Source organism: Halobellus salinus, assembly GCF_014646875.1.
Taxonomy (GTDB): domain Archaea; phylum Halobacteriota; class Halobacteria; order Halobacteriales; family Haloferacaceae; genus Haloquadratum; species Haloquadratum salinum.
In genome coordinates, this window is sequence record NZ_BMOC01000002.1 from 80,269 (window position 1) to 106,921 (window position 26,653).

Consider the following 26,653-nt stretch of genomic DNA (forward strand, 5'->3'; position numbering starts at 1 on the left):
ACTCACGAACGATGTTCAAAGGTAGTGTCCGCCGGATCCCAGCCGGCGAACGACAGGTGGACTCGAAGACGACGACGAGCACCCGAAGGAGGTGTCGTCTATGCCTGACGTAGAGACCGAGCGTAAAATACCTTCTTCTGTCCGGTTGATGTGGCACGAGACCCACAACCGGCTCGAAAGGTTGCTCAGTCGTGAGAGTCCTGTCGTGCTGAAAGCCGCGCCGGGTACGGGTAAGACGACGGCCCAGTTCCAAGTTGCCTACAACCACGACCGACAGATAACGGTTCTCGCGGCTCGGCACGATATGTACGACGACGCCAAAGAGAAAGCACTCGACGCCGGGTTTGCCGAGGACGAAATCGCTACCTCATCTACTCCACACGAGGACTGTCCGACGTTCAGAGGCGACCACGGTGACGCAACGGCTGAGGAGTGGCGTTTGCTGTATCGTCTCGGGGTCAGCCCGTGGCTGTTGCACGAACGATTCAACGCTCCCTGTCAACCTGACTGTCCGTATATGGCGAACCGGATCGAGAATCCAGACCAGTACGACGTGATTATCTGCCACTACGTTAACGCACGGGACACGCAAAAAATCGAAGACCGTCTGGTGTTTATCGATGAGTTCCCCAGTTCTGCCTTCCTGACCTCATTCGGTACGCACAACGACGACGGGCTGAGTATCAGCGAGGCGCTGGACGGCTACTTCGACGCCACCGACTCCCTGCCGTGGGACAACTACGGTGACTTCATCTCCAACCTGAACGGTGAACGTAGAAGTCGTATCGCTTTCGATATGGAACAAGACGGACTGGACGTAGACGACAAAACCCTCGCTGAGTTAGACGAGTCCGACCGATACCACAAGATGGCCCCAGTCGTCGTGTTTGCCCTTCTACTGGCTGAAGATCTCGGAAACGGGTGGCACTACTGGGAAGCCAACCCGCCCCAGTCTCTTTACGTCAACAGTTTCCGTAAAGGGTGTAGTGGCCCCGAAGGTGTCGTTGTCGTCCGAAAGCAGGCTTCTTCACCCAAAGACGAAGAGGTACACATTCTCTCTCGTCCCGATCTATCCGCCGCTGACCAGATTATCGGGCTGGATGGAACGGCTCGGAAGCCGTTGTGGGACTCGATTTTCCAGCACGAGTTCGAAGTGGAGGAGTACCACACGGGCGAGAAGATGCTTGATTACGTCACCGAGGTTCAGGACATCAAACTCGTCGCAACTGGCGACGGAACAAAGCCATACAGTAGTGGGAACCACGTCGCAACGGAAGTTGACCCGACAGTTTCCCTGTGGACACGAGTAAACCACGGTAGGCCAGTTCTCATAATCCCAAAAAAGGCTGGTATGCGGTTGAAGCAAACAGAACCAGAGATGTTCGAGAACGACCTCAAGCCCGCTCTTTCCGGCGATTACGAGTTTATGACTTTTGGGATGTTAGTATCGAACAACGACGCCGCAGGAACAAACGCCCTACACGTCTGTGGTTCAACCCATCCGGGCGACGGAGTTATCAAAAGGTGGGCGGCGCTGATGGGCGAAGGAGTTGAACGGAAAAAAGGAACCAAAGGAACGGATCTCGTCTACGAGCCTCAACAGATAGGCGACGTTCTACACCGATATTTCGTTCACGACCAGATCACACAGGCCATCCTCAGAGGACGGAAAAAACACCCAGACGATGATGGGGCTGTAGTGGTCGTGAATACCGAGGCGGTTCCAGAGTGGTTCGAGCCAGACGAAAGACTCCGTGTAGCGCAGGATTCCCCGTTTAGATCGAAGGACAGGCGTCAGTTCGTTCGATACTTACTCGATAAAGGGACAGCAGAGACGACCGACTTTGAGAACGAGTTTGACGTTCATAGCACGACGGTTCAAAGAGCGATGAGCGACCTCGAAGAAATCGGGTGGGTAGAACTGACAGACCGACCCGGCCCTCACCCCACGCTGTACGAGTGGAAAGGTGAGTAGACCGTAGCGTGTGTGAGTGAGTCACAAGCCCTGCACTACGCATACTACTACTCTATATGTGCTCTGCAGTCCTTCACAACCGTTACCACACCGAGCCAGCACGCTTAAAGTCGAAGGAGTCGGGGGAACGGATTTCAAGCATCCGAGTGTACCGTGGGGTATGAGTGAGGACGGGACGGAAGAACTGGATCCAGACGACCTCGAAGACCACCCGAAGGTCGTGGACAGGTATCCGGCGGACGACGACCGAGAACTGGACCTCGACGGCGAGCCACGGGACACTCCGAAGGTCACGGATGATAGTGCATACACAGACGCAGACTGGACGATTATCGATGGCCACCGCCGGATCGACGCACTATCAGAAGCAGGAGCAGATACAGTTGAGGTCGAGGTCGTTGATACCGGCGACAGCAAGCGGGAAGAAATGGAGGCGATTCTCGAATACAACCAGACCCGTTGGAAGACGGAGGGGGAGCACGTTATTGATGCCGTCGACTGGATCCGAGTGTGGGAGGACTCCGTCGAGACAGATCTGGAAAATTTTCCGAGCGGCTACCGCAACCGACTGGAGAAAAAATTCGACCTCAGTGGGAAGACGATTGAGCACGGCCTCCGGGTATGGTGGGCGGCGAAAGAGGGAGAGTACAAGGGAGACAAACTAACCGATGAGGCACAGCAGGCGGCAGTAGAACTGTGGGAAGGGCTGTGCTCGAACGACGAATTGAACGACGGATTGAACGACGAGTCCTTCAACAGCGCATACACGACGCTCAAAGACGACCTCTCGAAAGCCGTTCCCGGCACAACGAAACGCGACTACGAGGAGTGGATGGCGGGGGAGTCGATTTTCCCTTATATCGGGTCGAAGAAAGACATAGTGGGCTGGTTTCTCTGGGAGGTTCCGGAGTATGGGCGTCTCGATAAGCCAGATCGACACACGCGACTCCCGGAGCACTCCCGCTTTGTGGAGGTTTTCGGTGGGACAGCGACCGGTATCTACAATAAGCCGCCAAGCGGGGAGGAAGTCTACAACGACCTGAACGAAGACTATAGCGACTTCTTCGGGACGTTGCGAGACCACGGAGAGGAAATTAGCCGATTTCTGGAGGGTGTTCGATACACACGCGAACAGTTCGAAGACTGGACTCGGAAGTGGTATGATGAGAGTTGGCGTCCGAAAGACGACGTGAAACGAGCGGCCGTCTTCTTTTTCAACCGCTTCGCACAAATGCTCGGAAAAGAGCATCGGTTGTCTGGGTTTGACCGACCGGGTGCAAACCGGCCTGAGTCAAAGGAGTTCTACGAGAAGGTCGAACGGTTAGGAGAGTTCCAGAAACGGTTCAAGCGGGATGACCCAGAGTACTTCCAGAAGCGGTTCGATTCCCCTATTGCTCCTCGCTTGGATAGTGAAGTTGAGGTTGAGAACTTGGATTACGAAAAGGTGCTCTCGAAGTATGACTCGGAAGATACGCTGTTTTACTTCGATCCCCCATACGTGAATAAAGAGGAGTACTATCACGACGAAATCGACCACGACAGGCTGGTGACGAAAGTGAGCCAGTTGGAGGGCGACTTCATTCTGTCCTATGGCGAGAACCTCCCCGATGGTCTCGAACAATACCGAATTGAAGAACTGGTACACCCGACAGGGAGCAACGACAGACTCGAACGGCTCATCCTGAGTTTCCCTGAAGAGAAGGAAGGGACGTTTGAAATCCCGACTACGGCGGGGCCTGCCGACGAGTGGTAGTCAGGACTGGTACTCGAACCGTTCTCCGGTGTCGCCGTACTGTTCGAAGCCGTGCTCCTCGGCAACGTCACGGACGAGGTGGAGGTCGTCGGGATCGAGCAGGTCGAACGTGACCCGCATACCCTGTTCCGTGCGGTCGGCGTTGATGTTCGCTACGTCGGCTTCTAAATCGGCGAGTCGTGCATAAGGTCGTTCGTACGTACTCCGAGGTCGTCGGTCATAGCATCCTCCGGAGCAGGCTCCTCAGTCAAAAGCGAATGGAGGCCATAGAACGCATACTCGAGATACAGAAATAGCGAGCCTGTCGACCCCGTCAGAGAGCGGCAAGACTGGGTTGAGAGCCAAAGGAGCGTAAGGGTAGGTCGGATGAGCCGAAGTAATCGGCTCCTTCACCGTTCTACAGAATTTCACGACGAAAACAACAACTGTTAATCAGTCATCTCGTCCTCGCACCGTTGTGCAAAGTCCTTAGCGTTCGACTCAGGAGAGAATACCCCCACACCAGCTCCATATCCAGTAAAACAGACGCCGTTCGCGGTTCTAACCCATATCCTGTAACTGTCACCCTGCACAGTCATAAAGCCACCACCGCCGATTGAGACGCTATCTATTCCGGTGTTCTCCGGGCGAGCATCCTCCATAGCAGATTCCGCCTCCGAAACGGAACTGTATACTGTAACATTATATCTCAACGTGGAGTCAGTCTCAGAATTAAAATAAGTGGCTGTATTCTCTTCTTCGACGCCACCCTGCCAACCCGCCTCAAACGAATCTATCGTTGGGACGAGACCATCAGCAGACTGGTCGATTAATTCAGCCTCTCCTCCGTCCCCGTTCTGTCCGGTGTTTTGTCCAGTATCCGGGCTAAGCATAACTCCTCCAGCCCCGATTAAAATCACCACTATAGCGACCGTTGCCCAACGATTTATCGAAACCCCCTGCGACCGCTTCAGTCGTGTTCTTACGATAGGTAGTGCGATTATCCCCGCTAAGAGAATGAGCACCCCAGAAACGACGTTAGTAATTAATGAACCAAGCCCCGACAGAATCAGTAAACCTCCCACCGGATAGGCGATCAGTTTTCCTAAGGTGATGTTTATTCCACCGTCCTCCTCCTCTTCAGCACTACTGTTAGACATATGTAAATAAACCAGCGCTTACTAAAATATAAGTTTGGGTCAGAACCCAAACCGCCTAGCGCGTTCGTCTACGAGGTCGACAAGTTCCCGAATAGCACCCCACTTCCTGTCGTCGCGGGCCTCGTAGTCGAGGTCGGGCTCCACGACCGTCGCAACCCACTCTCTGCCCGTGTAACGGACGTGAATAGCGACCACGTCGTCCTCGGGACTGGCTTCGTCGGATAGGTTAGCGGCTTCCTCAACGCTATCTACGGCCTGTGTGTTTCCGTCTACGGTGACTCGGAGGTTTTTGACCACGGGCTCACCCCATCCTATCGAGGGCATCTCGACGGTCTTCAACCGGTGCTTGGTCGTACTTGGCCGTCGTCTCGATACTGTGGTGTCGTAGTTGGCTCTGTGCGGCGGCGAGGCCTTCCTCGCGGGCCATATATGTCCCCGTGGAGTGTCGGATCGCATACCACGATATGTCTCTGTTAATCTCCGCGAGGTCACAGACAGCGTCGAGGACATACCGTAACGACGAACCGCTATACGGGTTCGAGTGACGCGTCAGCCACAGTCTGTCGGTGTCGTCGTACTTCTCGTATAGTTCGCGTTCTTCGAGCCACCGAGCCAGATATTCCGCCGTTTCCCGTCGAAGGCTGACCGTCCAATTGTCTTCGTTCTTCGAGGAGTCGTCCTCGGGAATCCGAAGTGTCGCGTTATCCACGTCAACCCAGTAAGTCCGAGCACGAGACACCTCGATAGGTCGCAGACCTGCGTCGAGGGCGGTGTGAACCAGACTGGGGTACTTGAAGCCGTTTGCCCGATCCCAGTCTTTTTTCGAGACCTCGGAAACGGGCTTTCCGTATCGTCGCGCCAACAGGTGTTTCCACTCCGTTCGTTCGTCGGGATCTAAAGCCGAGTAGGCAGGTACGGCTCCGTACTCTAACGCCCCTTCACGGAGTGCTGTTCGCTCCTCGTCCGAAAGGAAATTACGGGGTTGGGAGACTCCGGAGGATGAAGGGATAGTAATGTCCGGCTCCCACTTGTCGCCCGCGAAACGGAAGTATGTCATCAACGCCAGTTTGACGTTGTGGAGGTGCGACTGAGAGTACTCGTCGTCGGCCATAACTAACGACCGAAGGTAGTCTTCACCGGCGTCGTGGCTGATGTCGAGGGTGTATCCGTACTCCTCCCAGACGTATCTATGAAACTTGTCGATAATGCTGGAGTAGTTCTTTGCGGTGTCGTGCGCGTATCCTTCGAGCGCATCCGGATTCTTCCCCTGCCGTGCGAGCCACTTTAGAAACTCCCGGCGGTGGCTACCGTATGCGACCAGTTTCCGCTCTGTAAGGAAATCCCGTGACGGCTCGGGAATAAGAACGATACCTTCAACTTTGTCGGGTTTCTCCGTACTCATAGTCCCTGTATGACGGCGATTTCGACGGTTTCGGAACGGTTCAATCGAGGCACGATGGAACGTGTCAGATTCATACAGTTCACCTGTGAAGCCGTCAAAATCGCGTGACGTAACGGGGACAGTCTGAAACCTCGCGGTGGGATGGCAGAGCGGACTATTGCGCCTGCCTTGAGAGCAGGTGGCCTTTGGCCTCCTGGGTTCGAATCCCAGTCCCACCGCGTTTTCGGGGTAGACACCGGCGAGAGGACGTCGTAGTGCCGCTCGATGCGTAACGGCTTTGTCACGGCCGTCCAACACGGACATATGGATTGGCCACACAACCCCGACGGCGAACGCGGCTCCGAGGGCCGCCGCAAGTACGGCCACGCGGTGCTCGCGAAGAAGGTCGACGAAGCGGCGGATTTCCCGCTCGCCCGCGAGGAGTACGTCGAGCAGTACGGAGACCACCCGGTTCGCCTCGACGACGACCGGGTCGTCTCGGTTGCCGACATCTTCGAACACGTCGACACCGACGAGTTCGAGGATTTCGTGGCGTTCCACCGGGCCGTCGGCCGGGCGATGCGTGAGCACGGCCACTGGTCCTACGAGGGTGCCGACCAGTTCGCCGACGGCGAAGCGTAGCGTCAGGACCGGTCGCCGAACTCCCGGATCGCGCGCCGGAACGTCGCTTCGTACCCCGGTTCGATCCCGTCGCAGTCGACCAGTTGCTCGTCGGTGACAAACCGAGCGGCGTCGGCGTCCGACCCCGCGACCGGGTCACCCGTCGTCTCGCGGCGGTCAACGGCGTAGATCACGACGAGTACGGTCGGGGCGTCGTCGGGGTAGACGAACGCCGTATCGAACAGCGCCGGCGCCGCCACAGGGGCCGTCAGGCCCGTCTCTTCGGCCAACTCGCGGACGGCCGCGGCCTGCGGCGGCTCGTCCGCTTCGAGGAACCCCGCCGGGAGGCTCCACACCCCGGCCGGTGGGTTCGTCCGACGGATCAGAAGCACCGAGTCGCCGTCGACAACGAGGACGCCGGCCGCGGGCTTGGGGTTCCGGTAGACGGGCTCGTCGCACGCGTCACAGTAACTCCGGGTCCGGCCCTCGAGTCGCACCGTGGTGAGGCCGGACCCGCACGTCGGGCAGTAGCTCGCATCCCGGGTGACCATCGAGTGTCTCAGACCTCCGCGACCCACGCCCGGTAGTCGTTCGCCCGGTCGTAGACGTCGAGGAATACCCGATCCGCGAACGTCGCCAGCCGGTTCGGGTCCGAACGGGCGGTGACGCGGGCGTTGGTACCTTCCGCCTCCTCGGGTGACTCCAACTGCTGGATCCGGAACTCCGGGAACTCCCCGACCAACCCCTTCAGGTCGTCGAGTTCGGCGTCGGTCACGTCGAGGTTGAACGTGTTGTCGCCGAACTGGACCCACGGGCGGGCGGTGTCGTCGTCTCTATCCCCATCCTCGCCGGAGTCGGTGGCGGGTTCAAGCGCGTCTTGGCCGGAGTCGGTGTCGGCTTCGAGGGTGACGAACGGGCTTGCGCGCGTTCGGTGGGCGGCGATCGCGTCGGCGAACAGCTTCCGGCGGTCCCGGGGGTCGTCGGCGTCGAACCGTGTCATACGGAGTACTCCATCCGCGTCCGTGAAAAGGTTCGGCAGGGTACGGGACCGCGCGTCGACCTACCATCTCGAATCCGGCCACCCGCCGGACGGTTTTCTTCAACGTTATACGGACGGGGCGGGATCCGACGGTATGAGCAAACACATTCTGCTCTTGGGCCCACCGGGCGCCGGCAAAGGAACCCAATCGAAGCGGCTCGCCGAGGAGTTCGGCGTCGAACACGTGACGACCGGCGACGCGCTCCGCGCCAACAAGGGGATGGACATCAGCGACATGGACACCGAGTACGACACCCCTGGCGAGTACATGGACGCCGGGGCGCTCGTCCCCGACACGGTTGTCAACGCCATCGTCAAGGAGGCGCTCACGACCGCCGGCGGCTACGTGCTCGATGGCTACCCCCGGAACCTCGACCAAGCGGAGTTCCTCTCGGAGATCACCGATCTTGACGCCGTGGTCTACCTCGCGGTCGACGACGACGAGCTCATCACTCGGCTGACCGGGCGCCGGGTGTGTGAGGCGTGCGGCGAGAACTTTCACGTCGAGTTCGAGCCGCCAGAGGAACCGGGCGTCTGCGACGAGTGCGGCGGGGAGCTGGTCCAGCGGGAGGACGACACCGAGGAGACCGCACGCGAGCGGCTGAGTGTCTACGAGGAGAACACCGCTCCCGTGATTGAGCACTACCGCGAGGCGGGCGTGCTGACCGATGTCAACGGCGAGGCGTCGCCCGACGCCGTGTTCGACGCGATCGTGGACGCCGTCGAATCGTAGCCGACGGTCTCCTGCAGCCGTGCCGAGCGCCGCACGCTGGGCACAGAGAGTAAAAGGTTCATTACGGCTGGCCGGCTACGACGTAGTAGATGCCGCAAATCGAATCGAAAGTCCGCTCCCTGGTCGACGGCGACGAGGAGATGCGAGACGCGGTCGAAACGGTCCTCGACCGGGCCGACAACGGCGATATCAAGTGGCTCGACGTGAAGGGCGACCTCTCCTCGGGGCAGTGGGGTCGCCTCATCCAGAAGGGAATCCTCGTCGAGGGCGAGGAGGGGTTCCGGCTGGCCGACATCGAGGCGACACAGGCCGGGCTCGGACCCGCTGCGACCCCGGGTGCGAGCGACTCCGGGAGCGATGACGACGCCGCGAGTGACGACGAGGGGTCGTCGTGGTCGACCTACGACAAGGGCGCGGCGGTCGTGACGCTCGGGTTGTTCGTCGGCTACTCGTGGAAGCCGCTCCGGGACGTCATCGGGACGGTGATGGACGTCCCGCTCAGCCCGCTTCAGGAGGTGCTGCCGTTCTACGCGGTCGTCATGATCTTGGCGCTCGCGACCGGGCTGTACTCGACGCTGCTGCAGGCGAACCTCATGGACATGGACAAGATGTCCCAGTACCAAGAGCGGATGCAGGAGATCCAGGAGCGGCGGAAGGAGGCCAAGGAGTCCGGCGACGACGAGGCCCTAGACGAGATCCAAGAGGAGCAGATGGACGCGATGGGCGACCAACTCGGGATGTTCAAAGAGCAGTTCCGCCCGATGGTGTGGATCATGTTCTTCACCATCCCGGTGTTCCTGTGGATGTACTGGTCGATCGGCGTCGGGGCGAACGCGTCCGCACAGATCGCGCTGGATTCGCTGGTGCTCCCGCTCATCGGTCGCGTCGAGTGGACGGAGTCGGTTCTGGGGCCGATCCAGGCGTGGATCATCTGGTACTTCGTCTGTTCGATGGGGTTCACCCAGATCATCCGGAAGAGTCTGAACATCGACATCTCGCCCACGTCGTCCTGAGCCGGGCTTCGAGCCGGCGACGCTCGCAGCCCGCCCGTCCCAGTGTGGTGGCGGCTGACGCCCCGCAAAGACAACCTCTTTTACACGCCTACACCCAGGTGGAGTATGTTGGTGACCGTCTCCGGTCCCCCGGGGGCCGGAAAGAGTACGACCGTCGCGGCGCTGGCGAACGCGTTCGACCTGGAACACGTCAGTGGCGGGAACATCTTCCGCGAACTCGCCGACGAGCGGGGGCTCTCGGCCGTGGAGTTCAATCGGCTCGCCGAGGACGACGACCAGATCGACCGCGACCTCGACCGCCGGCTCCGGACGGTCGCGCTCGAACGCGACGACGTTCTCCTGGAGTCGCGGCTGGCGGGGTGGCTCGCGGGCGACGCGGCGGACTTCCGGCTGTGGCTCGATGCCCCGATCGAGGTGCGCGCGGCCCGGATCGCCGACCGCGAGGACAAGTCCGCGGAGACGGCGCTGGCGGAGACCCGCGAGCGCGAGGAGAGCGAGGCGCTCCGCTACCGGGAGTACTACGGGATCGACATCGCGGACCTGTCGATCTACGACATCGCGCTGAACACCGCCAGGTGGGCCGAGAGCGATGTTTCGGACATCCTGACCGCCGCGGTCGAGGCGTACGATCCGGTCGGGGACGAGGGGACGTACCCGGTCGACGGCGTCTCCTACGACTTCTGAGCATGAGGAGGGAGCCCCGAACGTGACGACCCGCCGAAGCGCCCCCGGAGAGCGGTCCATCGACGAGTTGCTGTCCTTCGGGGTGGTGAACCTCGACAAGCCCGCCGGCCCCTCCGCACACCAGGTGTCGGCGTGGGCCCGCGACGCCGCCGGCGTCGACCGGGCGGCACACGCCGGGACCCTCGACCCGAAAGTCACGGGGTGTCTCCCGACCCTTCTGGGTGACGCCACCCGGGTCGCACAGGTATTCCTCGAAGGCACGAAGGAGTACATTGCTGTCTTGGAACTCCACGCCCCCGCGCCCGCCGATCTCGACAGCGTGGTCTCGGAGTTCGAGGGCGAGATCTACCAGAAGCCGCCCCGGAAGAGCGCGGTCGCCCGGCGCCTCCGGAGCCGGACGATCCACGCGTTGGAGGTGCTTGAGGTCCGTGACAGGCAGGCACTCCTCCACATCCGGTGTGAGAGCGGGACCTACGTCCGGAAGCTGTGTCACGACCTCGGGCTCGCGGCGGGCACCGGAGCGCACATGGGTCACCTCCGGCGGACCGCAACCGACCCGTTCGACGACACCGACCTGGTCTCGACGGCGGACCTGACGGACGCGTTGGCGTTCGCGGCCGACGGCGACGAGGCACCGCTGCGGGACGTCGTCGCCCCGGCCGAACGCGCACTGACTCACCTCCCGCAACTCACCGTCGCAGCGTCGGCCGCCGACCAGATCGCTGACGGGGCACCGGTGTACGCTCCGGGAGTCGTCGACGCCGACCCGGCGGCGGAGTCCGCGGCGGCGGAAGGGCCCAATACTGAGGCGCCGCTTGTGGTCTGTGTCACGCCAGACGGAACCGCGGTCTGTCTCGGCCGGCTGGTCGGGGATCCGGCCGCGGAGTCGGGGACTGTGGCGTCGCTGGAGCGCGTTCTGGTTTGAGCGCGGGGTCGGGGACTGTGGCGTCGCTGGAGCGCGTTCTGGTTTGAGCGCGGGGTCGACCTCGCGAGTCGGTGCGATGGGACGGGAAAAACGAAGCACTTAACGGTGGAACGGGCGTCAGCACAGTTGCACGCGGGACCGTGGGGTAGTGGTATCCTCTGCCGATGGGGTCGGTAGGACCTGAGTTCGACTCTCAGCGGTCCCACTCTTTGCGATGCGAAACGGACGATTCCTACGACCGCCGGCGTGTCCGTTCAGTTCACGCCGCTGTCGACTCGCCGAGCAGGTCGGATGACATCCGGGCGTAGGCCGCGTGCAGTCCCGGACGACCTTTTTTATATACCGTTGCCGTGGTCGGTGGTATGTGGCTGACCGCACCGTCCGCGGTGGCAGCCGGCGCCGTCCGCGGCGGAAACGGGTTGGTCACCGTCGCGCTGGGGTGGCTGACGTTTTCGGGGTGGCGGTGGGTCGCGGCGGCGGTCGTGGTCGCCGTCGGGGTCGTGCTTTCGCGGTACGCGGTCCGGTTGGCGGGCCGTCCGATCGCCAGGCGGTTCCGGAGGCAGAGCGTAGCACAGATGATGCTCCGGCTGCTCCGGCTGGGTATCGTCGCGGTCACTCTGGCTGTCGCAGCGGGGATTTTGGGGTTCGATCCGGGGAGCATCGTGCTGTCGGTCACAGTCTTTTCGGCGGTCCTGGGGATCGTGCTCGCCCCCATCGTCGGCAGTACAATCAACGGGCTGTTCATTCTCGCGGACCAGCCCTACGAGATCGGCGACATGGTCGAACTCGAAGACGGCCGGCGCGGGTTCGTCGACGAGATCACCATCCGGTACACCAAAGTGATCACGCTCGACAACACCTCGCTCGTGATCCCCAACTCCGTCATGCGGGAGCAGTTGGTGACAAACTACTCCGCGGAGGACGAGCGGGTGCGGCTGAGGCTGAACGTTCTCGTCACGTATGGCTCAGACACGGAACGTGCGAAGACGCTGCTCCGGCAGGCCGCGAGGAACGACGAGGCGGTGATCGGCGGCGGCCCCGACATCCGGATCGGCAGCGCGCGGTACCCCGCCCGTCCCACAGTGTTGCGGTCGTCGTTCGCCGACGACGGGGTGCTGCTCAGGCTCCGGTACTGGGTCACGAAACCCTACAGGATCCCGACCATCGAGTCCCGGATCCGGGATCGGGTCTGGGACGCCTTCCGCACGGACGAGGCGGACATCAGGTTCGCCTACCCGCATCGACACCTGGTGTTCGACGACACCAGCGGCACGCTCAACACAACGGTTGGTGGCCGGGATCGGAGCGTCACGAGCGGCGGCGGGGCCGCAGAGGAGCACGACCCGGCAGGCGCCCGGCGTCCCGACGAGGAGCAGTAGCCGCACGGGACGTCGTTGCGGTGCTGGCTCCGGTGGTTCGAGGCGGAAGCCCCGCGGGTTCAGTCGTGGGAGGCTGTCAGGGCGGGAGCGAGACCGGGGTGATCGCGTCGGGGTCCCGCCGACCACCGACCCAACCGAGTGCGCCCCTGACAACCCAGTACCGATGTGACCCCCGAAACCGTTAACAGCGCGACGCGAGACCGTGGGATATGCCCCGGATCCCGTTCGGTGTCTCCCGCTTCGACAAGGTGATCAAGGGCGGCGCACCGCGGGGGACAGTGGTACTTCTCGTCGGCGACGCCGGCGCCGGCGCCCGGGAGTTCATGTACACCAGTGCGACGATGAACGCCGTCGCGCGCGCCGACACGGACCTGTTCGGGCTGCATTACGGGGACCTCCACGAGGACGCCGTTCTCCCGCCTGAGGTCCATTACCTCTCGTTTACCGACGACAGAACCACGATCCGCGAGGAGCTGTCGTACGTCCTCGACGAGGATCTCGTTGACGCTGCAACCGAGCATATCACGGTTCGGGACTTCTCCCCTGAATACTTCCAGTTGAGTCCGGTCCCACGGGAGTGGTATCGGGGTGAGACGACCACACTCCAGGACCTCAGCGGCAGCGGAAACCGGAGCGACGTGTTGACCGCCCTCGGGAGCTACCTCAACGAACACGCGTCCGACAACCTGGTGATCATCGATTCAATCACCGACCTCGTGGCGGCGGCCTCCGACGAGATGGAGTGGAACGACGTCGCGATGCTCGTCAGGGGACTCGGGAAGGCCGCCCACCGGTGGAACGGCCTGATCCTGACGTACGCGAGCCGAGAAATCCTTGAGGACACCCAACTCGGGCACCTGATGGACGCCGCGGACGGAACCCTCCAGTTCGAGTGGGAGTCCGGCGGCTCGAAACGCGCCCGCACGATGGTGGTCCAAGAGTTCAGCGGGGTGTTGTCGCAGATCGAACGCGAGAACATCGTGCGGTTCGAGACCGAGATCCACGAGGGCGGGTTCGACGTGAGCGACGTCCGGAAGATCAGGTGAGGCAGTGACCGGTCGGCGTCCGGGCGCCGTGCGGCGTGGCTACCCGTCGCCGGAGTCGGTCCCCAAGGAACCGACGACGTCGACGCCGGTGATCTCGAAGCGGGCGCCGCTGTCCCCCGTCGTGACGCCGACGTCCCAGCCGTGGACCTCCGCACACTGTTTGACGATCGCGAGCCCGAGCCCCGTCCCGTTCGGGTCGGTCGAGTAGCCGTACTCGAAGACCGACCCCCGGTTCTCGGGTGGAATTCCCGGCCCGTTGTCCTCAACGTAGAAGCCCCCGTTGAGCGCGCCGACCGCGATCTCGACCCCGTTACCGTCCGCGTCCGTTCGCCTGCCCGTTGATCCGTGTTCCACAGCACCCCCGCGACCATCGGAGCGCGGGTTCGCCGAGCCGTGTTCCACAGCGTTCCGCAGCAAGTTCTCAAGCAGGCGCTTGAGCCGCGTCCCGTCAGCTCGAACCGTCCGATCGGTCCGGATGTCGATCCGTGCGGACCCGGTGTCGACGTTCCCCCAACACGTACGGGCGATCGACTCCAGCCCAACCGGTGTCAGATCGATCTGCGTGTCGCACTCGCGAGTGAGAGTGAGTAGCTCGTCGATCAGCTCTGCCATCCGGTCGTGCGCCCGCGAGACCGCCGTGAGGTGCTCGCTGTCGGACTCCGCCCTCGCGAGTTCGAGCCGACCGTCGGCGACGTTGAGCGGGTTTCGGAGGTCGTGACTGACCACGCTCGCGAACTCCTCGAGCCGCGCGTTCTGCCGGGTTAACCGGCGTTCGCGCTCCCGAAGCCGGTCGGTCCGATCGACCTGTTCGAGCGCGGCCACGAGCGCGGTCGCGAGGACCTCGCCGAGCACCTCGTCCGACCGGTCGAACGCCCCGGTGGTCGGCGACCCCGCGATCAACACCCCGTAGTCGCCCAACGGGAGGCAGAGTTCGCCCCGAACCGGGGTGTCGTGGTTGTACCGATCCGGGTCCGTCCGCACGTCGTCGAGCGAGGCCGGTTCGCCGGTCTCGTAAACCCGCCACGCGATGCTGTCGCCCTCGCTGAACGTGGGGAGCGGGCCGATCAGCTCCCGGCCCGCCTCGGTTCCGGCGACCGGGACGAGCCCTGTCCCCGGCTCGAACAGGTGGATCGCGTTCAGGTCGAGCCCAAGCACGGAGTCGGCGGCCTCAACGCCGATCTCCGCAACCTCTTCGCGGGTCTCGGCCGCCATCAGCTCCCCGGCGGTCTCGTTCAGCGCCTCCAGGCGCCGCTCCCGCATCCGGCGGTCCGAGACGTCGTAGTAGACCCAAAGGTGCCCTGGGCCGTTGGGGAGTTCGATCGGCCGGTAGCTCCGCTCGAGGGCGTCGCCCGAACCGAGAACCAACTCCTCGTTCCACACCGGCTCCCGCTCGTCGGTCACTCGCTCGATCCGGTCGACGAACCGGTCCGCGTCGGCGAACCGGTCGGCCAACTCGGCCGCGAACGCCTCGCAGTCGGCGCCGACAACGTCATCAGGGTCCCACTCAAGCCCGAACAGGTCGAGCAGCCGGTCGTTGATCCGGATCACCCTCCGGTCGGCGTCCTCGGCGAGCACGCCAACCGGAAGCGTCTCGAAGAGGGTCGATTCGAGGACGTCCTGCTCTTTGAGTTTCTGCTGCCGTTCGTGCGCGTCGGTCACGTCCTCGAACTGCGCGAAGATGGTGATGACCTCGCCGTCGTCGTCGGTCACGACACGGTTGTACCAGGCCGTCCGGCGGCGCTCGCCGTCCTTGGTCACGATGTCGTTGACGTTGTGAAACCCGGCTTGGTTCTCTCGGAGTCCCCGCTCAACCGCCGCAACCTCCAGCTCCTCGTCCTCGGGCACGAACGGGGCCCACGACCCGCCGACCAGTTCCCCGGGTTCGTACCCCAGAACCTCGCACGCGGCGTCGTTGACCCGGACGATGGTGAACGTCTCATCGTACTCGATGGTCCCCAGTGGCGACTGGTCGATGAACCGCGAGAGCCGCTCTTGGCTCTCCGACAGCGCGCGCCGGGACCGGTAGGTTTCGACCGCGTTCCGGATCCGGTTTGCGAGCACTGCGTACTGGTCGGTTCCGGCCGACTTCTGGAGGTAGTCGGTCACCCCCGCGGAGACCGCACGGCTGGCGATGGTCTCCGAGCCCCCCCCGGTGAAGAGGATAAACGGCACGTCCGGATCGATCTCGCGGATCTGTTCGAGGAATTCCAGCCCCGTCGCACCGGGCATGTTATGATCGCTGACCACACAGTCGAACGCTGACTCGCGGAACTGTTCGAGCGCCTCGCCCGGATCCGTCGACGTGCTGATCGCGAACGTCGGTTCCGACTTCCGGAGGAACGACGCTGTGAGGTCGGTGAATTCGGGGTCGTCGTCCACGTGTAGGACTCGTATTTCCCCACCAGAGTCGCCTGACCGTCCTCTCTCAACGGTCCTCACCATACCGAACGCTACACCCATGGGGACAAATATGTTTGCTGAGGGACCCGGCCGCGTTTAGCTAACCACCACCGGTCGGCGACGGCTAGCAACCGACGACACGAACCCGATCAGACCGCCCGGGGCGGCGGGACGAGGAAGACGTTTCCAGCCGCTCTGGCGACGACTTCCTCGGAAACGCTGCCCAACAGCAGGCGTCGGATGCGGCTTCGCCCCTTCGACCCAACCACCACCGTCGACGGCGTCACGTCGGCTTCGACGTCGAGGATCTCGTCCGCGGGGTCGCCCTCCCGGACCTCGATCCGCGTCTCGATACCCCACCCTTCGAGTGTGCCGGCGTGCTCGGCCAGGCGCTCACGTGGGTCGGGGCCGGAGTCGGCGCCGGCGTCTTTCGACGACCGGACGTGAACAAGCGTCGCCTCCTCGGTCGCGGGGTGGAGGTACGAGAAGGCATCGAACGCCCGGTCGGCGTGTTCCGAGAAGTCCGTTGCAAAGAGGATCCGCTGGAACAGGTGTTCGCGGAGCACGTCCGGGTCGTCGGCCTCCCGCTCGACACGGCTGACCAACAGTGGCACGACCGTCGTTCGCGCGAGGTTGCGTGCAGTGGAACCGATGATGCGGTTTTCGAGCGGACTTTGCCCGCGTGAACTGACGACAGTGAGGTCCGCTCGGACCGTTTCGGCGATGCCGTTGATACGGCGATAGGGCGTGCCACGGACGACGTGGGTCTCGACTTCGAACCCGGCGGCCGCGATCACGTCACGGTACCGATCCAGCCCCTGCTGGCGGCGCCTGTCGAGGTTGATGCCGGGCATTCCGGAGTGAACGTTCGCCGGGACAACCGTCACGAGGTGGATCGTACCGATGCCGATGCGACCCAGACAGTCGAGACACGTCTCGTTCTCTATTGCGGCCTCACTGGCGGCCGACAGATCGGTTGCACACAGGGCCCTCATACCGGGCTCTTCATCCGGCTTCCACAACAGAGTTCTGTTCACTCCGTGCGAGTCCGGCCACCGAACCGACACCGACCGCCCAACCGGGCTAGCGGATCGATATCCGACGCGTAACTTATGAGTACTCCCACCGAACTTACCCGGATATAGTATTGTACTCCATTCCCAAAACCGTTAAATCACTCAACCGGGTAGGGTGGAGTGAGCAGAAATGTGCCAACACCGAATAACCGCGTTCCAAACTCTGAGTGAGAGCCGATGGCAGGGCTAGCGGTCCCCACGTGGGATCCGGAGACAGCCGCGCTCATCGGGGCGATCCTGTTGGAAGCGATCGTGCTGTACGTAGGCTACGGCGGACTCGAACGGCTCCTCGGGCCGTACCTCACGACACTCCTACTCGGGGGTGAGTCGGATGCTCAGTAGCGTTCTCGGGGGCGGCGGGGTCCTGGGAACGAGCCCCGAGATGCTGGCGCTGTTCGTCGGCTTCGGCCTCGTCGTCGGCGTTCTGTTCGGGTTCTTCGGTATGGGCGGGTCGTTTCTCGTCACCCCAGCGCTGCTCATGCTCGAATACCCGGCACCCGTCGCGGTCGGGAGCGGGATGGCGTTCGTCTTCGGGACGGCCGTCATCGCGACGCTGAAACACCACGACCTCGGGCAGGTCGACTACAAACTCGGTGTGATCATGATCACCGGGACGACCATCGGCATCGAGGCCGGGCGGACCATCGTCTACTACCTCGAGTCGCTGGGGCTCGCCGGCGGGATCATCAGTATCGCGTACGTCGTCCTGCTCGGCGGTGTCGGCGCGATGGTCACCCGCGACGCTCTCAAGAGCGACGGCGGCGGTGGCGTTGACCACGAGGCGGCTGACAAGGATCTCAGCGAGTACGAGGTCCCCGAGATCGCGAAGACGATCCAAGAGACGGTTCGGATCCCGCCGATGGTGACGCTCCGTGGTGACGTCCGCGTCTCCGCGTGGGTCATCACTGCGGTCGCGTTCGCGACCGGCCTCCTCTCGGGCTTTTTGGGCGTCGGTGGCGGCTTCATCCGGATGCCTGCGATGATCTACGCTATCGGTGTTCCGGTGCCGGTCGCGGTCGGCACCGACCTCTTCGAGATCGTGTTCTCGGGCGGCCTCGGCAGCTATCTCTACGGCCAAGGCGGTGGTGTCGACCTCGGCATCGTCGCGCCGCTGTTGTTCGGGAGCGCCCTGGGTGCGCGCATCGGTTCCGCGGCGACCGCCGTGGTTGACGCTGACGGGATCAAGGTCTACTTCGGCGGGATGCTCCTGATCGGCGCGATCGCAGTCGGGATCGGCGAGGTCGGCTCCTACCTCGGCAGCCCGCCGCTCGAACTGCTCGGGTTGGTGCTCGTCATCGGTGCGGCGGTCGTCGTCGCGCTCGCGATCGTCTACACCACCGTCTCGTCGCTACGCGAGACGCGCCGGCAGGGGACCGCGGCTGCGGACTGACCGGTCTGTGACCCGGCGGCAGGGCCGGGCTCCCACTCGTGCGCGATGGGGGGTCTTCGATTCCCGTTCGCCCGGGGTTCCCGGCTCCTCTTCCGGGACTGTTCCACGGTTGCCGTTTCGGCACGAAATTGTGCGAACCGTGCAAAAATCTTTTACTCTCTCGGCGTCTACGTCTCGACGATACCAATGCCAGATTCGATGTCCGAGCAACTCCGCCGGGACATGGAGTGCGAGGGGCTGCTAGCGTGTTTCCACGGGCTCAAAGAGCTCGACAAGGAGTGTTTCCGAGCGCTCGTCGGAGCCGAGAACCCCTTGACCGTCGACGAGATCGCCGACGCAGTCGACCGCGAGCGCTCGACCGCCTACCGTGCGGTCCAGCGGCTGCTGCAGACCGGCTTCATCGAGAAAAATCAGATCAACTACGACCAGGGCGGCTACTATCACGTCTACTCGCCGACGGACCCGTCGCAGATCGCGGACGACATGCAGCGGATGCTCAACGACTGGTACGCGAAGATGGGTCAACTCATCCAGGAGTTCGAGACCAAATACGACCGTTCCGACGCCTCGGCGCCGCCCGTTGAGGGGTAGCCCGCCGCGTTTTCGTCGCCCGTAACCGTCCGGTCGTCACCGCCGTAAGCCCTGGCTCCCTCTGGGAGCGTTGCGAACGGTCACGAACCCCGATTGTGGCGGACTGTGAACCACGGTCGTTCCGCCCGCAACCCTCGCTACACTTCCCGTTTCGAACCCTTCGTGACCGCTTCCGATTCCACGAACTCCTCGCTGTCGCTCGTCGTCGCGAGGAATCAGAAAGTGGGTTGGGGCGGATTTGAACCGCCGGCCTCCTCCATGTCAAGGAGGTGTCATAACCGGACTAGACTACCAACCCGCCAGTCCGAACGCATCGCCGCTTTCGTCTTCGCAGTTCTGCGTTCCGTGGGGACATAATTTAAGGTTTCGTTTCGGCCACCGCGGCGCGCTGTCCGCCGGTTTTGCTCGCGTCCATCGCCGCGTCGGCGTGTGGATCCACCGTGACGAGGCTGACGGCGGTGTTTCCGGTAGTGCTGCTCCGACAGGCTTATACTGATGAACGGATTTGTTCACTACAACACGAAACCGTACATCGGTGACCACGATGACACTCCAGGAATACATCGAACGCGCGGCCGACGGCGAGGATCTGACACAGGACGAGTCCCGGGACGCCGTCCGGCTCGTCTTCGAGGCGGCGACCGAGGCCCAGATCGGCGCCTTGCTGGCCGCCCTCCGGGCGAAAGGCGAGACCGAGACCGAGATCGCGGGGTTCGCCCAGGGGATGCGGGACGCCGCCCGCACCATCACCCCCGACCGGGCGCCGCTGGTCGACACCTGCGGGACCGGCGGCGACGACCACGACACCATCAACGTCTCGACGACGAGTGCGATCGTCGCTGCGGGCGCCGGCGCCGCGGTCGCAAAACACGGGAACTACTCGGTCTCGTCCTCCTCGGGGAGTGCGGACGTTCTCACGGTCGCCGGCGCGGACGTCGACGCCGAACCGCCCGCAGTACAGGACGCGATCGAGCGCGACGGGATCGGCTTCATGCTCGCACCCGTGTTCCACCCCGCTATGAAGGCGGTCATCGGCCCCCGGAAAGAGCTCGGGATGCGCACGATCTTCAACGTTCTCGGCCCGCTGACGAACCCTGCGGACGCGCAGGCGCAGGTGGTTGGTGTGTACGACCCCGGGTTGGTGCCGGTGCTCGCTCGGGCGCTCTCACACATGTCGGTCGACCGGGCCCTGGTCGTCCACGGCGCGGGGATGGACGAGATCGCGCTCCACGATGAGACCGTCGTCGCGGAGGTTGACGGCGGTACCATCGCCGAGTACACCATCGCGCCCGAGGAGATCGGGGTCGAGTCCGCGCCCGTTGAGGCGGTCGCGGGCGGTACGCCCGAGGAGAACGCCGCCGACCTCCGGGCGGTTGTGACCGGTGCGGTGACCGGCCCGAAGCGCGACATCGTCCTCGCGAACGCGGGCGCGGCAATCTACGTCGCCGGCCTCGCCGACTCCATCGCCGATGGCGTTGAGGCGGCCGCACAGGCAATCGACGGGGGCGACGCCGGGGAGACGCTCGCGGCGCTGTGTGGCGCCGTCGACGCCCCGGTGGAGGGCTGACCGGATGGTCCGGGTGAAGATCTGTGGCGTGACGAACGGCGATGACCTGCGGGTGGTCGCACGCGCCGGCGCGGACGCAGTCGGGATCATCACCGACGTGTCAGTCGACACGCCACGGGATGTCTCGCTCGAGAGAGCGGCGACGCTCGTCGACGCGGCGCCGCCGTTCCTCACGACGACGCTGGTGACGATGCCTGAGACCGTCGCGGAAGCGGTCGAGACGGCCGAGGCCGTGCGGCCGGACGTGCTCCAGGTTCACGGCGGGTTCGCCCCCGGAGAGTTTCGGTCGCTCCGCGAGTCGATCCCCGCGAAGGTTGTCGGCGTCGTCGACGCCGAGGCGCCGGAGCGCGTGCGTGCCGTTGCGCCGGCGGTCGACGCCGTCCTCGTGGATTCGGTCGACGGTGCCGGCGCGGGCGGAACCGGCGAAACCCACGACTGGGACGCGACCGCGGAGGTTGTGGCGACCGTAGAGACGCCGGTCATCCTTGCGGGCGGGCTGGCACCGGAGAACGTCGCCGAGGCCGTCCGGACGGTTCGGCCCTTCGCCGTCGACGTGGCGAGCGGCGTTGAGCGGACGGGCGGACGGAAGGATCGCGACGCAGTCAGGAGGTTCGTCGCGAACGCGGTCGCCGCCGCTGACGGCGTCGATGGGTCCGAGACGCTCGAAGGAGCTCCCGAGGAGGTGCCGTCGTGACCGACCTCTCGCAGTCCCGGCCGGCGTTCGTCGACGAAGTCGGGGACGCGGCGGCCGAGGGCCCGGTGGTGGCCCACGTGACCGCCGCGATGCCGGAGGTGACACCGCTGGCCGCGTACGCTGCCCTGGCGGGGCGGAGCGACTACGGGTTCCTGCTGGAGAGCGCCGAGAAGACGCCGTCGAGCGACCCCGCGGGCGCGTTCGCGCCTGACCACGCCACCGCCGACCGCCACGCCCGCTTCTCGTTCGTGGGGTACGACCCCGACGCGGTCGTCAGGGTCGGCCCCGCGGGCACCGAAGTCGAGCGGCTGGACGGACGGGCCGCGGCATACGTCGAGACGCCGGCGGCCGGCGGCGGTGTCGGGAGCGACAGCGCGGATGGCGCGGATGGCGCGACCAGCGCGACCAGCGCGGATGGCGCGGCCGACCCCGACGTGCTTGACCGGCTCCGCGCGGCGTTCCCCGACCTCCCGCGGGTTGGGTTCCCTGACGACGACCGCCAGCAGCTCCGCGGCGGACTCGTGGGCTTTCTGGCGTACGAGGCGGTCTACGACCTGTGGCTCTCGGACGTCGGCGTCGACCGCCCCGACACGGACACCCCGGACGCGGAGTTCGTGCTCACGACCAAGACCCTCTCGGTCGATCACGCCGACGGGTCGGTGTCGCTAGTGCTGACACCGGTCGTGGCCCCCGACGACGACCCCGGGGCCGTCTACGACGACCTCCGAGCGGAGGCCCGGCGGGTCGCCGACGTGCTTGACGCGGCCGACGCCCCGGACCCGGACGGGTTCGTTCGCTCAGGGGAGTCCGCCGGTACGACGGCAGACTACGAGGCGGCGGTGCGAGAGACCAAGCGCCACGTCCTCGACGGCGACATCTACCAGGGCGTTATTTCACGCGTGCGGGAGCTCCGCGGGGAAGTCGACCCTGTCGGGCTCTACGAGGCGTTACGTGCGGTCAACCCCTCGCCGTACATGTACCTCCTGCGGCACGACGGCCGACACGTCGTGGGCGCCAGCCCCGAGACGCTGGTGTCGGTCACCGGCGACCGGGTTGTCTCGAACCCCATCGCGGGTACCTCCGCCCGTGGGAGCAGCCCCGTGGAGGACCGACGGCTCGCGGGCGAGCTGTTGGCCGACGGCAAGGAACGCGCCGAGCACACCATGCTCGTCGACCTCGCGCGCAACGACGTGCGTCGGGTCTCCGAACCCGGGAGCGTGCGCGTTGAGGAGTTCATGAACGTCCTGAAATACAGCCACGTTCAGCACATCGAGTCGACCGTGACCGGGACGCTCGCTTCGGCGGACGATGGAGTGGGAACAGGCCGCGAGCGGAGCGCCGCCGACGCCTTCGACGCCACCCGCGCGACGTTTCCCGCGGGGACACTGACCGGCGCGCCGAAAGTGCGGGCGATGGAGATCGTCGACGACCTCGAACCGGTTCCCCGGGGTGTCTACGGCGGCGGTGTGGGCTACTACTCGTGGTCCGGCGACGCCGACGTCGCGATCGTGATCCGGACCGCGACGGTCGACCGGAGCGGCGACACGGACACCATCTCGGTCCAAGCGGGCGCGGGGATCGTCGCCGACAGCGACCCCACTGCCGAGTATGAGGAGACCGAACAGAAAATGCACGGGGTGTTGGCCGCGATCGACCGGATCGAGCGGCCGTCTGGTGACCCCGACACCGAACCGGATGACGATCCCGACACCGAGGAGGTGGTCCGGTGACGCTCCGCTTGCTCGTGGTCGACAACTTCGACTCGTTCACATACAACCTCGTGGAGTACGCCTCCGAACAGCGGGTAGACGGCGAGCGCGTTGACGTGCTCGTGCGGAAAAACACCGCCTCACTCGAGGACCTCCGCGCGCTGGACCCCGACGCCATTGTGATCAGCCCCGGCCCGGGCCACCCGAAGAACGACCGGGACGTGGGCGTAACCAACGACATGTTGACGTCGCTGTCGCAGTCGATTCCGACGCTGGGGGTCTGTCTGGGGCTCGAAGCCGCGGTCTACGCGTACGGCGGGTCCGTCGGCCACGCCCCGGAGCCCATCCACGGAAAGGCGTTCCCGGTGGATCACGACGGCCACGGGGTGTTCGCCGGCCTCGACCAGGGGTTCCAGGCCGGGCGGTACCACTCGCTGATCGCGACGGCGGTCCCCGAGGCGTTCGCAGTGACGGCGACGACCGATCACGCCGCCGACGAACTCGTGATGGGGATCCGCCACCGCGAGCACCCCATTGAGGCGGTGCAGTTCCACCCCGAGTCGGTGCTCACGGGGGTCGGCCACGACATCATCCGGAACTTCGTTGCCCGGTGTGTGCGGTCGCGGTCGGAGGGGACGCCGACCCGGGCGTAGGCGGCCGGTCATGTCCGGTCGGTTTCCGGCCGCACGGCGCCGACAACGGGGCTGCCCCGTCAGAGGACGTTGATGCCGAAGAAAGAAAACACGAGCAGCGCGCCGATCACGACCGCGGCGATCGTGACGAGCCGCCACGCGATCTTCAGCGCGATCCGGCCGACGAGGATCACGACCGCGATCGCGACGACGACGGCGAGCGCCTGTCCGAGCGGTTGGCCCAGCAGCCCGCCGAGCTGGAGCGGCAGGGCCGGGACTGCCGATACGAGTCCGGGAGTCATACCCGCTCGTCTCGCCGGCACCCGAATAAGTCTGTGGGAGGGCTCGCGGGTCGTGTTTAGTTACTCGACTTCTGACCAGAAAACCCCCGACGGGCGGGAATGGAAGGGGCTTCCGAGGTCGTCACTCTACCATCTTCATCTATTTCACTCCTAACCAAATAGTACCGGCTCGCGACCGCGGGCGAGGCCGACACGACCGACTCGGTTCTCAATACATAACGGAACAGGCACATCCCCCGAGCGCGGGAGCGGTTCAGTCGCGGGTCGCGTGCGAACCCAACCGGATCGCTCCCTCGTGTGCCGGGGCCACGCTCCCGGCTGAGACCCCACCGGTTCGTCTGGATTATCGCACCACACCGGCGGTGTGTGTTGACTCAAAATCCACTTTCACTCCGGTCTGGGTATCTTGATATCCCACTGGATCCAACGGGGTGCTGTCACGTCTGACGCGTGGCAGGGTCGGGAAGAGACCGCGGTCCCAAAAGTGATAGTTCACTGTACGGTACCGGGATCCCGAAGCGCTTAACCGACCTGCGTCACTCGGACTCACCGTTACACATGATCGTAGTCGAACCAACCACCCGAACCGACGCGGCCCGGCGCCGACCCGCCGGCCCGGAGGCACAGTAGATGAGTAACCGACCCGCAGGCGCCGACGAACTCGAGCTTCCGGTCAAGCGGACCGAAGGCGAGACGCTCGAGGACCGGCTGACCGCCAACGCCTATCACAACATCCTCCCTGCGCGGTACCTCCGGAAAGACCCCGACGGTAATCCGCGCGAGTCTCCGGAAGAACTGTTCCCGCGCATCGCGAAGAACGTCGCCCTGGCGGAGGCGGTCTTTGAGGCCGACACCCGAGGCGTCGAGATCACGGTCACGCCCGACCAACTGAAGCCGGACCACCCCCGGCGCGACGAACTCGCCGAGGAGGTCTTCGGCAAGGGGGCCACCGCCGCCGACGATGCGGAGACGGCACTGTCGGTCTACAACGTCAACAAGTTCGCGTACGACACCATCGTCCCCGAACTCCCCGACGAGGTCCGTGAACGAGTCGAGGCCAAACGCGAGGAGTTCGAGTCGCTCATGGACTCGCTGTCGTTCATGCCCAACTCGCCGACGCTCATGAACGCCGGCGACGAGCTCCAGCAGCTGTCGGCGTGTTTCGTCGACTCCCCCGACGACGACATCGACGACATCCACCAGACCGCAAAGGAGGCCGCACAGGTCTTCCAGTGTCTGACCGAGGATGCGACAGTCACTGTCGAGGGGAAGGGTATCGTCTCGATAGCCGACGTCGAGCCCGGTGATCGGATCGTGCAGCGCGACGACGACGGCCACCGCACCCGAACCGTCGACGAGGTTCACGCCTACGACGACGCGCCGACGAACCGCCTCGTCACTGAGGGTGGCGTCTCGGTCCGTGGGACGCCGAACCACCGGCTCCTCGTCGACGGCGAATGGCGCGAAATCGGCGATGTCGAACCCGGAGAGACGGTCTCGCTCAGGCTCGGCTGGCTCACGGACGAGGACGAAACACCTCCGTTGGAACCCGTCGCAGCCGGCGGCCAGTGGGAGAACGCCCGGACCGTCTCGAACGAGGCGATCGCGGAGCTCCACGCCGACGGACACAGCGACTACGAGATCGCCGCGGCGCTCGACTGCTCGCCTTCGACCGTCCAGCGCCGCCGCGCGAACGAACTCGACCTCCCGGCGAACGGGACCGGCGGCCGACCTGCCGGCGCGAGCTTCGACGAGGACGCCTTCGACACGCTGTACGACGAGGGGCACTCGGACGGCGAGATGGCGACAGCGCTCGACGTCAGCCCCGCGACGATCCAGCAACACCGGACCGCCCGGGGATTGGAAGCGAACGGGCAGCCGGTCAAGACGGTAACCCAGCCCGAGGAACTGACCGCCGATCTCGCGGAGTTGCTCGGGATCTGGATCGGCGACGGATCGGTCCACCAGGACGGGATCCGCTTCCACGTCAATCGTGACGACGTGCTCAACCACATCGACACGCTCTCGCGGGAGCTCTTCGACACCGGGATCGACTACACCTGGTCCGACGGCTGCTACGAGGCGGTAATCCACAGCCACGAGGTCAAACGCTTCTGGCTCCGGAACTTCGGCGACGCCAAGCCGTCCTCGGCGTCCGCGAGCGTTCCCGACCACATCCGGCAGACAGACCACGAACGGGTCTGCGCGTTCCTCCGTGGACTGTTTTCAACCGACGGGACGCTCACGAAGGGACGCTACCCCCGGCTCTACAACGCGTCGGAGGAACTCGTCGAGGGCACGCTGCAGTTGCTCCTCGGCGTCGGCATCCCCGCGACGAAGTGGGAGTGGGAGAACGACGACCGCGAGTATTTCAGCGTGGCGCCGACCGACTCGGTCGGTCTCGAGCGCTTCGCGTCGGCTGTCGGCTACGTCGACACGCGCTCGACGGAGCTTTCGGCGTCGCTCTCGGAGACGCCGCCAGGGCCGACCCAGTGCGGCACCGTCGTCAACGGGCACACCTGGGAACAGGAGGTCGTCGCCGTCGAGGACACCGAACCCGAAACCGTTTACGACGTCACCGTCGCTGGGAACCACGAGTACGTC

Annotated in this window: 24 protein-coding genes, 3 tRNA genes and 2 pseudogenes; 20 read left to right on the plus strand and 9 right to left on the minus strand. The window is 64.3% G+C overall.

Going from position 1 to position 26,653, the window contains the following annotated elements; all coding sequences use genetic code 11:
* The first annotated feature begins 100 nt into the window (after positions 1 to 100).
* Both IEX72_RS02410 and IEX72_RS02415 read left to right on the plus strand, forming a co-directional pair.
* Entirely contained in the window at positions 101 to 1,975 is a 1,875-nt protein-coding gene (locus IEX72_RS02410) for a helix-turn-helix domain-containing protein (RefSeq protein WP_188785795.1), read from the plus strand.
* Between the two features lie 160 nt (positions 1,976 to 2,135).
* Positions 2,136 to 3,728 carry a DNA adenine methylase gene (locus IEX72_RS02415; RefSeq protein WP_188785796.1) on the plus strand — a complete coding sequence of 531 codons (1,593 nt, stop codon included), beginning with the start codon at positions 2,136 to 2,138 and terminating at the stop codon, positions 3,726 to 3,728.
* A 428-nt stretch (positions 3,729 to 4,156) separates the two neighbouring features.
* Here the strand turns inward: IEX72_RS02415 and IEX72_RS02420 are convergent, their stop codons facing one another.
* The 3 genes from IEX72_RS02420 to IEX72_RS02430 are packed head-to-tail and all read right to left on the minus strand — an operon-like array spanning position 4,157 to position 6,269.
* A complete protein-coding gene (locus IEX72_RS02420) occupies positions 4,157 to 4,867 on the minus strand; it encodes a zinc ribbon domain-containing protein (protein ID WP_188785797.1) in 711 nt (236 codons plus the stop codon).
* A 39-nt stretch (positions 4,868 to 4,906) separates the two neighbouring features.
* On the minus strand, positions 4,907 to 5,164 hold the full coding sequence (locus IEX72_RS02425) for a hypothetical protein (protein WP_188785798.1): 258 nt from the start codon (positions 5,162 to 5,164) through the stop codon (positions 4,907 to 4,909).
* A gap of 4 nt (positions 5,165 to 5,168) precedes the next feature.
* On the minus strand, positions 5,169 to 6,269 hold the full coding sequence (locus IEX72_RS02430; RefSeq protein WP_188785799.1) for a tyrosine-type recombinase/integrase: 1,101 nt from the start codon (positions 6,267 to 6,269) through the stop codon (positions 5,169 to 5,171).
* 135 nt (positions 6,270 to 6,404) lie between these two features.
* On the opposite strand from IEX72_RS02430, the gene IEX72_RS02435 reads away from it, so the two are divergent.
* Together IEX72_RS02435 and IEX72_RS02440 are read left to right on the plus strand one after the other, a co-directional pair.
* Positions 6,405 to 6,487, plus strand: a tRNA-Ser gene (locus IEX72_RS02435).
* Between the two features lie 85 nt (positions 6,488 to 6,572).
* Positions 6,573 to 6,890 (plus strand): DUF5785 family protein, encoded by a 318-nt coding sequence (locus tag IEX72_RS02440; RefSeq protein ID WP_188785800.1) that lies wholly within the window; start codon positions 6,573 to 6,575, stop codon positions 6,888 to 6,890.
* A gap of 2 nt (positions 6,891 to 6,892) precedes the next feature.
* Here IEX72_RS02440 and IEX72_RS02445 read toward each other — a convergent pair whose 3' ends face one another.
* Both IEX72_RS02445 and IEX72_RS02450 read right to left on the minus strand, forming a co-directional pair.
* Positions 6,893 to 7,420 carry an NUDIX domain-containing protein gene (locus IEX72_RS02445; RefSeq protein WP_188785801.1) on the minus strand — a complete coding sequence of 176 codons (528 nt, stop codon included), beginning with the start codon at positions 7,418 to 7,420 and terminating at the stop codon, positions 6,893 to 6,895.
* Positions 7,421 to 7,428: 8 nt separating this feature from the next.
* Positions 7,429 to 7,869, minus strand: coding sequence for a hypothetical protein (locus IEX72_RS02450; protein ID WP_188785802.1), 441 nt, complete (start codon positions 7,867 to 7,869; stop codon positions 7,429 to 7,431).
* 133 nt (positions 7,870 to 8,002) lie between these two features.
* Between IEX72_RS02450 and IEX72_RS02455 the strand changes: the two genes are divergently transcribed.
* From IEX72_RS02455 to IEX72_RS02485, 7 genes are all read left to right on the plus strand, one after another.
* Entirely contained in the window at positions 8,003 to 8,641 is a 639-nt protein-coding gene (locus IEX72_RS02455; protein WP_188785803.1) for an adenylate kinase, read from the plus strand.
* An 89-nt stretch (positions 8,642 to 8,730) separates the two neighbouring features.
* Positions 8,731 to 9,654 (plus strand): DUF106 domain-containing protein, encoded by a 924-nt coding sequence (locus tag IEX72_RS02460; protein WP_188785804.1) that lies wholly within the window; start codon positions 8,731 to 8,733, stop codon positions 9,652 to 9,654.
* Positions 9,655 to 9,759: 105 nt separating this feature from the next.
* A complete protein-coding gene (gene cmk, locus IEX72_RS02465) occupies positions 9,760 to 10,338 on the plus strand; it encodes a (d)CMP kinase (protein WP_188785805.1) in 579 nt (192 codons plus the stop codon).
* A gap of 22 nt (positions 10,339 to 10,360) precedes the next feature.
* A complete protein-coding gene (locus IEX72_RS02470) occupies positions 10,361 to 11,263 on the plus strand; it encodes an RNA-guided pseudouridylation complex pseudouridine synthase subunit Cbf5 (protein ID WP_188785806.1) in 903 nt (300 codons plus the stop codon).
* Between the two features lie 134 nt (positions 11,264 to 11,397).
* Positions 11,398 to 11,468 (plus strand) — tRNA-Pro (locus IEX72_RS02475).
* Between the two features lie 157 nt (positions 11,469 to 11,625).
* Positions 11,626 to 12,642 (plus strand): mechanosensitive ion channel family protein, encoded by a 1,017-nt coding sequence (locus IEX72_RS02480; protein ID WP_188785807.1) that lies wholly within the window; start codon positions 11,626 to 11,628, stop codon positions 12,640 to 12,642.
* A gap of 209 nt (positions 12,643 to 12,851) precedes the next feature.
* Positions 12,852 to 13,688, plus strand: a complete 837-nt coding sequence (locus IEX72_RS02485) for an RAD55 family ATPase (protein WP_188785808.1) — start codon at positions 12,852 to 12,854, stop codon at positions 13,686 to 13,688.
* A gap of 39 nt (positions 13,689 to 13,727) precedes the next feature.
* Here the strand turns inward: IEX72_RS02485 and IEX72_RS02490 are convergent, their stop codons facing one another.
* Both IEX72_RS02490 and IEX72_RS02495 read right to left on the minus strand, forming a co-directional pair.
* Positions 13,728 to 16,067, minus strand: coding sequence for a hybrid sensor histidine kinase/response regulator (locus IEX72_RS02490; protein WP_188785809.1), 2,340 nt, complete (start codon positions 16,065 to 16,067; stop codon positions 13,728 to 13,730).
* 170 nt (positions 16,068 to 16,237) lie between these two features.
* On the minus strand, positions 16,238 to 17,083 hold the full coding sequence (locus IEX72_RS02495; RefSeq protein WP_188785810.1) for a universal stress protein: 846 nt from the start codon (positions 17,081 to 17,083) through the stop codon (positions 16,238 to 16,240).
* Between the two features lie 258 nt (positions 17,084 to 17,341).
* On the opposite strand from IEX72_RS02495, the gene IEX72_RS02500 reads away from it, so the two are divergent.
* From IEX72_RS02500 to IEX72_RS02510, 3 genes are all read left to right on the plus strand, one after another.
* Complete coding sequence (locus IEX72_RS02500) at positions 17,342 to 17,506, plus strand: DUF7512 family protein (RefSeq protein ID WP_188785811.1); 165 nt, start codon at positions 17,342 to 17,344, stop codon at positions 17,504 to 17,506.
* Entirely contained in the window at positions 17,496 to 18,554 is a 1,059-nt protein-coding gene (locus IEX72_RS02505) for a sulfite exporter TauE/SafE family protein (RefSeq protein WP_188785812.1), read from the plus strand. The genes IEX72_RS02500 and IEX72_RS02505 overlap by 11 nt, the downstream gene beginning before the upstream one ends.
* Before the next feature lie 186 nt (positions 18,555 to 18,740).
* Positions 18,741 to 19,145, plus strand: coding sequence for a helix-turn-helix domain-containing protein (locus IEX72_RS02510; RefSeq protein WP_188785813.1), 405 nt, complete (start codon positions 18,741 to 18,743; stop codon positions 19,143 to 19,145).
* 223 nt (positions 19,146 to 19,368) lie between these two features.
* Here the strand turns inward: IEX72_RS02510 and IEX72_RS02515 are convergent.
* Positions 19,369 to 19,443, minus strand: a tRNA-Val gene (locus IEX72_RS02515).
* A 246-nt stretch (positions 19,444 to 19,689) separates the two neighbouring features.
* Between IEX72_RS02515 and trpD the strand changes: the two genes are divergently transcribed.
* The 4 genes from trpD to trpG are packed head-to-tail and all read left to right on the plus strand — an operon-like array spanning position 19,690 to position 23,768.
* The gene (gene trpD, locus IEX72_RS02520; protein ID WP_188785976.1) at positions 19,690 to 20,712 is read left to right on the plus strand and encodes an anthranilate phosphoribosyltransferase; all 1,023 of its coding nucleotides are present in this window, start codon (positions 19,690 to 19,692) and stop codon (positions 20,710 to 20,712) included.
* A 4-nt stretch (positions 20,713 to 20,716) separates the two neighbouring features.
* The gene (locus IEX72_RS02525) at positions 20,717 to 21,406 is read left to right on the plus strand and encodes a phosphoribosylanthranilate isomerase (protein ID WP_188785814.1); all 690 of its coding nucleotides are present in this window, start codon (positions 20,717 to 20,719) and stop codon (positions 21,404 to 21,406) included.
* Positions 21,403 to 23,136, plus strand: a complete 1,734-nt coding sequence (gene trpE / locus IEX72_RS02530; protein WP_229663711.1) for an anthranilate synthase component I — start codon at positions 21,403 to 21,405, stop codon at positions 23,134 to 23,136. Before IEX72_RS02525 ends, trpE begins: the two co-directional genes overlap by 4 nt.
* Positions 23,133 to 23,768 (plus strand): anthranilate synthase component II, encoded by a 636-nt coding sequence (gene trpG / locus IEX72_RS02535; protein ID WP_188785815.1) that lies wholly within the window; start codon positions 23,133 to 23,135, stop codon positions 23,766 to 23,768. Before trpE ends, trpG begins: the two co-directional genes overlap by 4 nt.
* A 59-nt stretch (positions 23,769 to 23,827) precedes the next feature.
* Here the strand turns inward: trpG and IEX72_RS02540 are convergent, their stop codons facing one another.
* Complete coding sequence (locus IEX72_RS02540) at positions 23,828 to 24,049, minus strand: hypothetical protein (RefSeq protein ID WP_188785816.1); 222 nt, start codon at positions 24,047 to 24,049, stop codon at positions 23,828 to 23,830.
* Between the two features lie 630 nt (positions 24,050 to 24,679).
* Between IEX72_RS02540 and IEX72_RS15425 the strand changes: the two are divergent.
* A pseudogene (locus IEX72_RS15425) lies at positions 24,680 to 25,282 on the plus strand (ribonucleotide reductase N-terminal alpha domain-containing protein); the annotation flags it as partial.
* A gap of 42 nt (positions 25,283 to 25,324) precedes the next feature.
* Positions 25,325 to 26,650, plus strand: a pseudogene (locus tag IEX72_RS15500) (LAGLIDADG family homing endonuclease); the annotation flags it as partial.
* Positions 26,651 to 26,653 lie beyond the last annotated feature (3 nt).

Bases quoted from the DNA above. Each gene is read 5' to 3' on its own strand.
- IEX72_RS02440 (WP_188785800.1), top strand. From the start codon at position 6,573: ATGGATTGGCCACACAACCCCGACGGCGAACGCGGCTCCGAGGGCCGC.
- IEX72_RS02455 (WP_188785803.1), top strand. From the start codon at position 8,003: ATGAGCAAACACATTCTGCTCTTGGGCCCACCGGGCGCCGGCAAAGGA.
- IEX72_RS02500 (WP_188785811.1), top strand. From the start codon at position 17,342: ATGGCAGGGCTAGCGGTCCCCACGTGGGATCCGGAGACAGCCGCGCTC.
- IEX72_RS02510 (WP_188785813.1), top strand. From the start codon at position 18,741: ATGCCAGATTCGATGTCCGAGCAACTCCGCCGGGACATGGAGTGCGAG.
- IEX72_RS02410 (WP_188785795.1), top strand. From the start codon at position 101: ATGCCTGACGTAGAGACCGAGCGTAAAATACCTTCTTCTGTCCGGTTG.
- IEX72_RS02460 (WP_188785804.1), top strand. From the start codon at position 8,731: ATGCCGCAAATCGAATCGAAAGTCCGCTCCCTGGTCGACGGCGACGAG.
- IEX72_RS02485 (WP_188785808.1), top strand. From the start codon at position 12,852: ATGCCCCGGATCCCGTTCGGTGTCTCCCGCTTCGACAAGGTGATCAAG.
- IEX72_RS02480 (WP_188785807.1), top strand. From the start codon at position 11,626: ATGTGGCTGACCGCACCGTCCGCGGTGGCAGCCGGCGCCGTCCGCGGC.
- IEX72_RS02420 (WP_188785797.1), bottom strand. From the start codon at position 4,867: ATGTCTAACAGTAGTGCTGAAGAGGAGGAGGACGGTGGAATAAACATC.
- IEX72_RS02450 (WP_188785802.1), bottom strand. From the start codon at position 7,869: ATGACACGGTTCGACGCCGACGACCCCCGGGACCGCCGGAAGCTGTTC.
- IEX72_RS02525 (WP_188785814.1), top strand. From the start codon at position 20,717: ATGGTCCGGGTGAAGATCTGTGGCGTGACGAACGGCGATGACCTGCGG.
- IEX72_RS02430 (WP_188785799.1), bottom strand. From the start codon at position 6,269: ATGAGTACGGAGAAACCCGACAAAGTTGAAGGTATCGTTCTTATTCCC.
- IEX72_RS02505 (WP_188785812.1), top strand. From the start codon at position 17,496: ATGCTCAGTAGCGTTCTCGGGGGCGGCGGGGTCCTGGGAACGAGCCCC.
- IEX72_RS02445 (WP_188785801.1), bottom strand. From the start codon at position 7,420: ATGGTCACCCGGGATGCGAGCTACTGCCCGACGTGCGGGTCCGGCCTC.
- cmk (WP_188785805.1), top strand. From the start codon at position 9,760: ATGTTGGTGACCGTCTCCGGTCCCCCGGGGGCCGGAAAGAGTACGACC.
- IEX72_RS02495 (WP_188785810.1), bottom strand. From the start codon at position 17,083: ATGAGGGCCCTGTGTGCAACCGATCTGTCGGCCGCCAGTGAGGCCGCA.
- IEX72_RS02540 (WP_188785816.1), bottom strand. From the start codon at position 24,049: ATGACTCCCGGACTCGTATCGGCAGTCCCGGCCCTGCCGCTCCAGCTC.
- trpD (WP_188785976.1), top strand. From the start codon at position 19,690: ATGACACTCCAGGAATACATCGAACGCGCGGCCGACGGCGAGGATCTG.
- IEX72_RS02415 (WP_188785796.1), top strand. From the start codon at position 2,136: ATGAGTGAGGACGGGACGGAAGAACTGGATCCAGACGACCTCGAAGAC.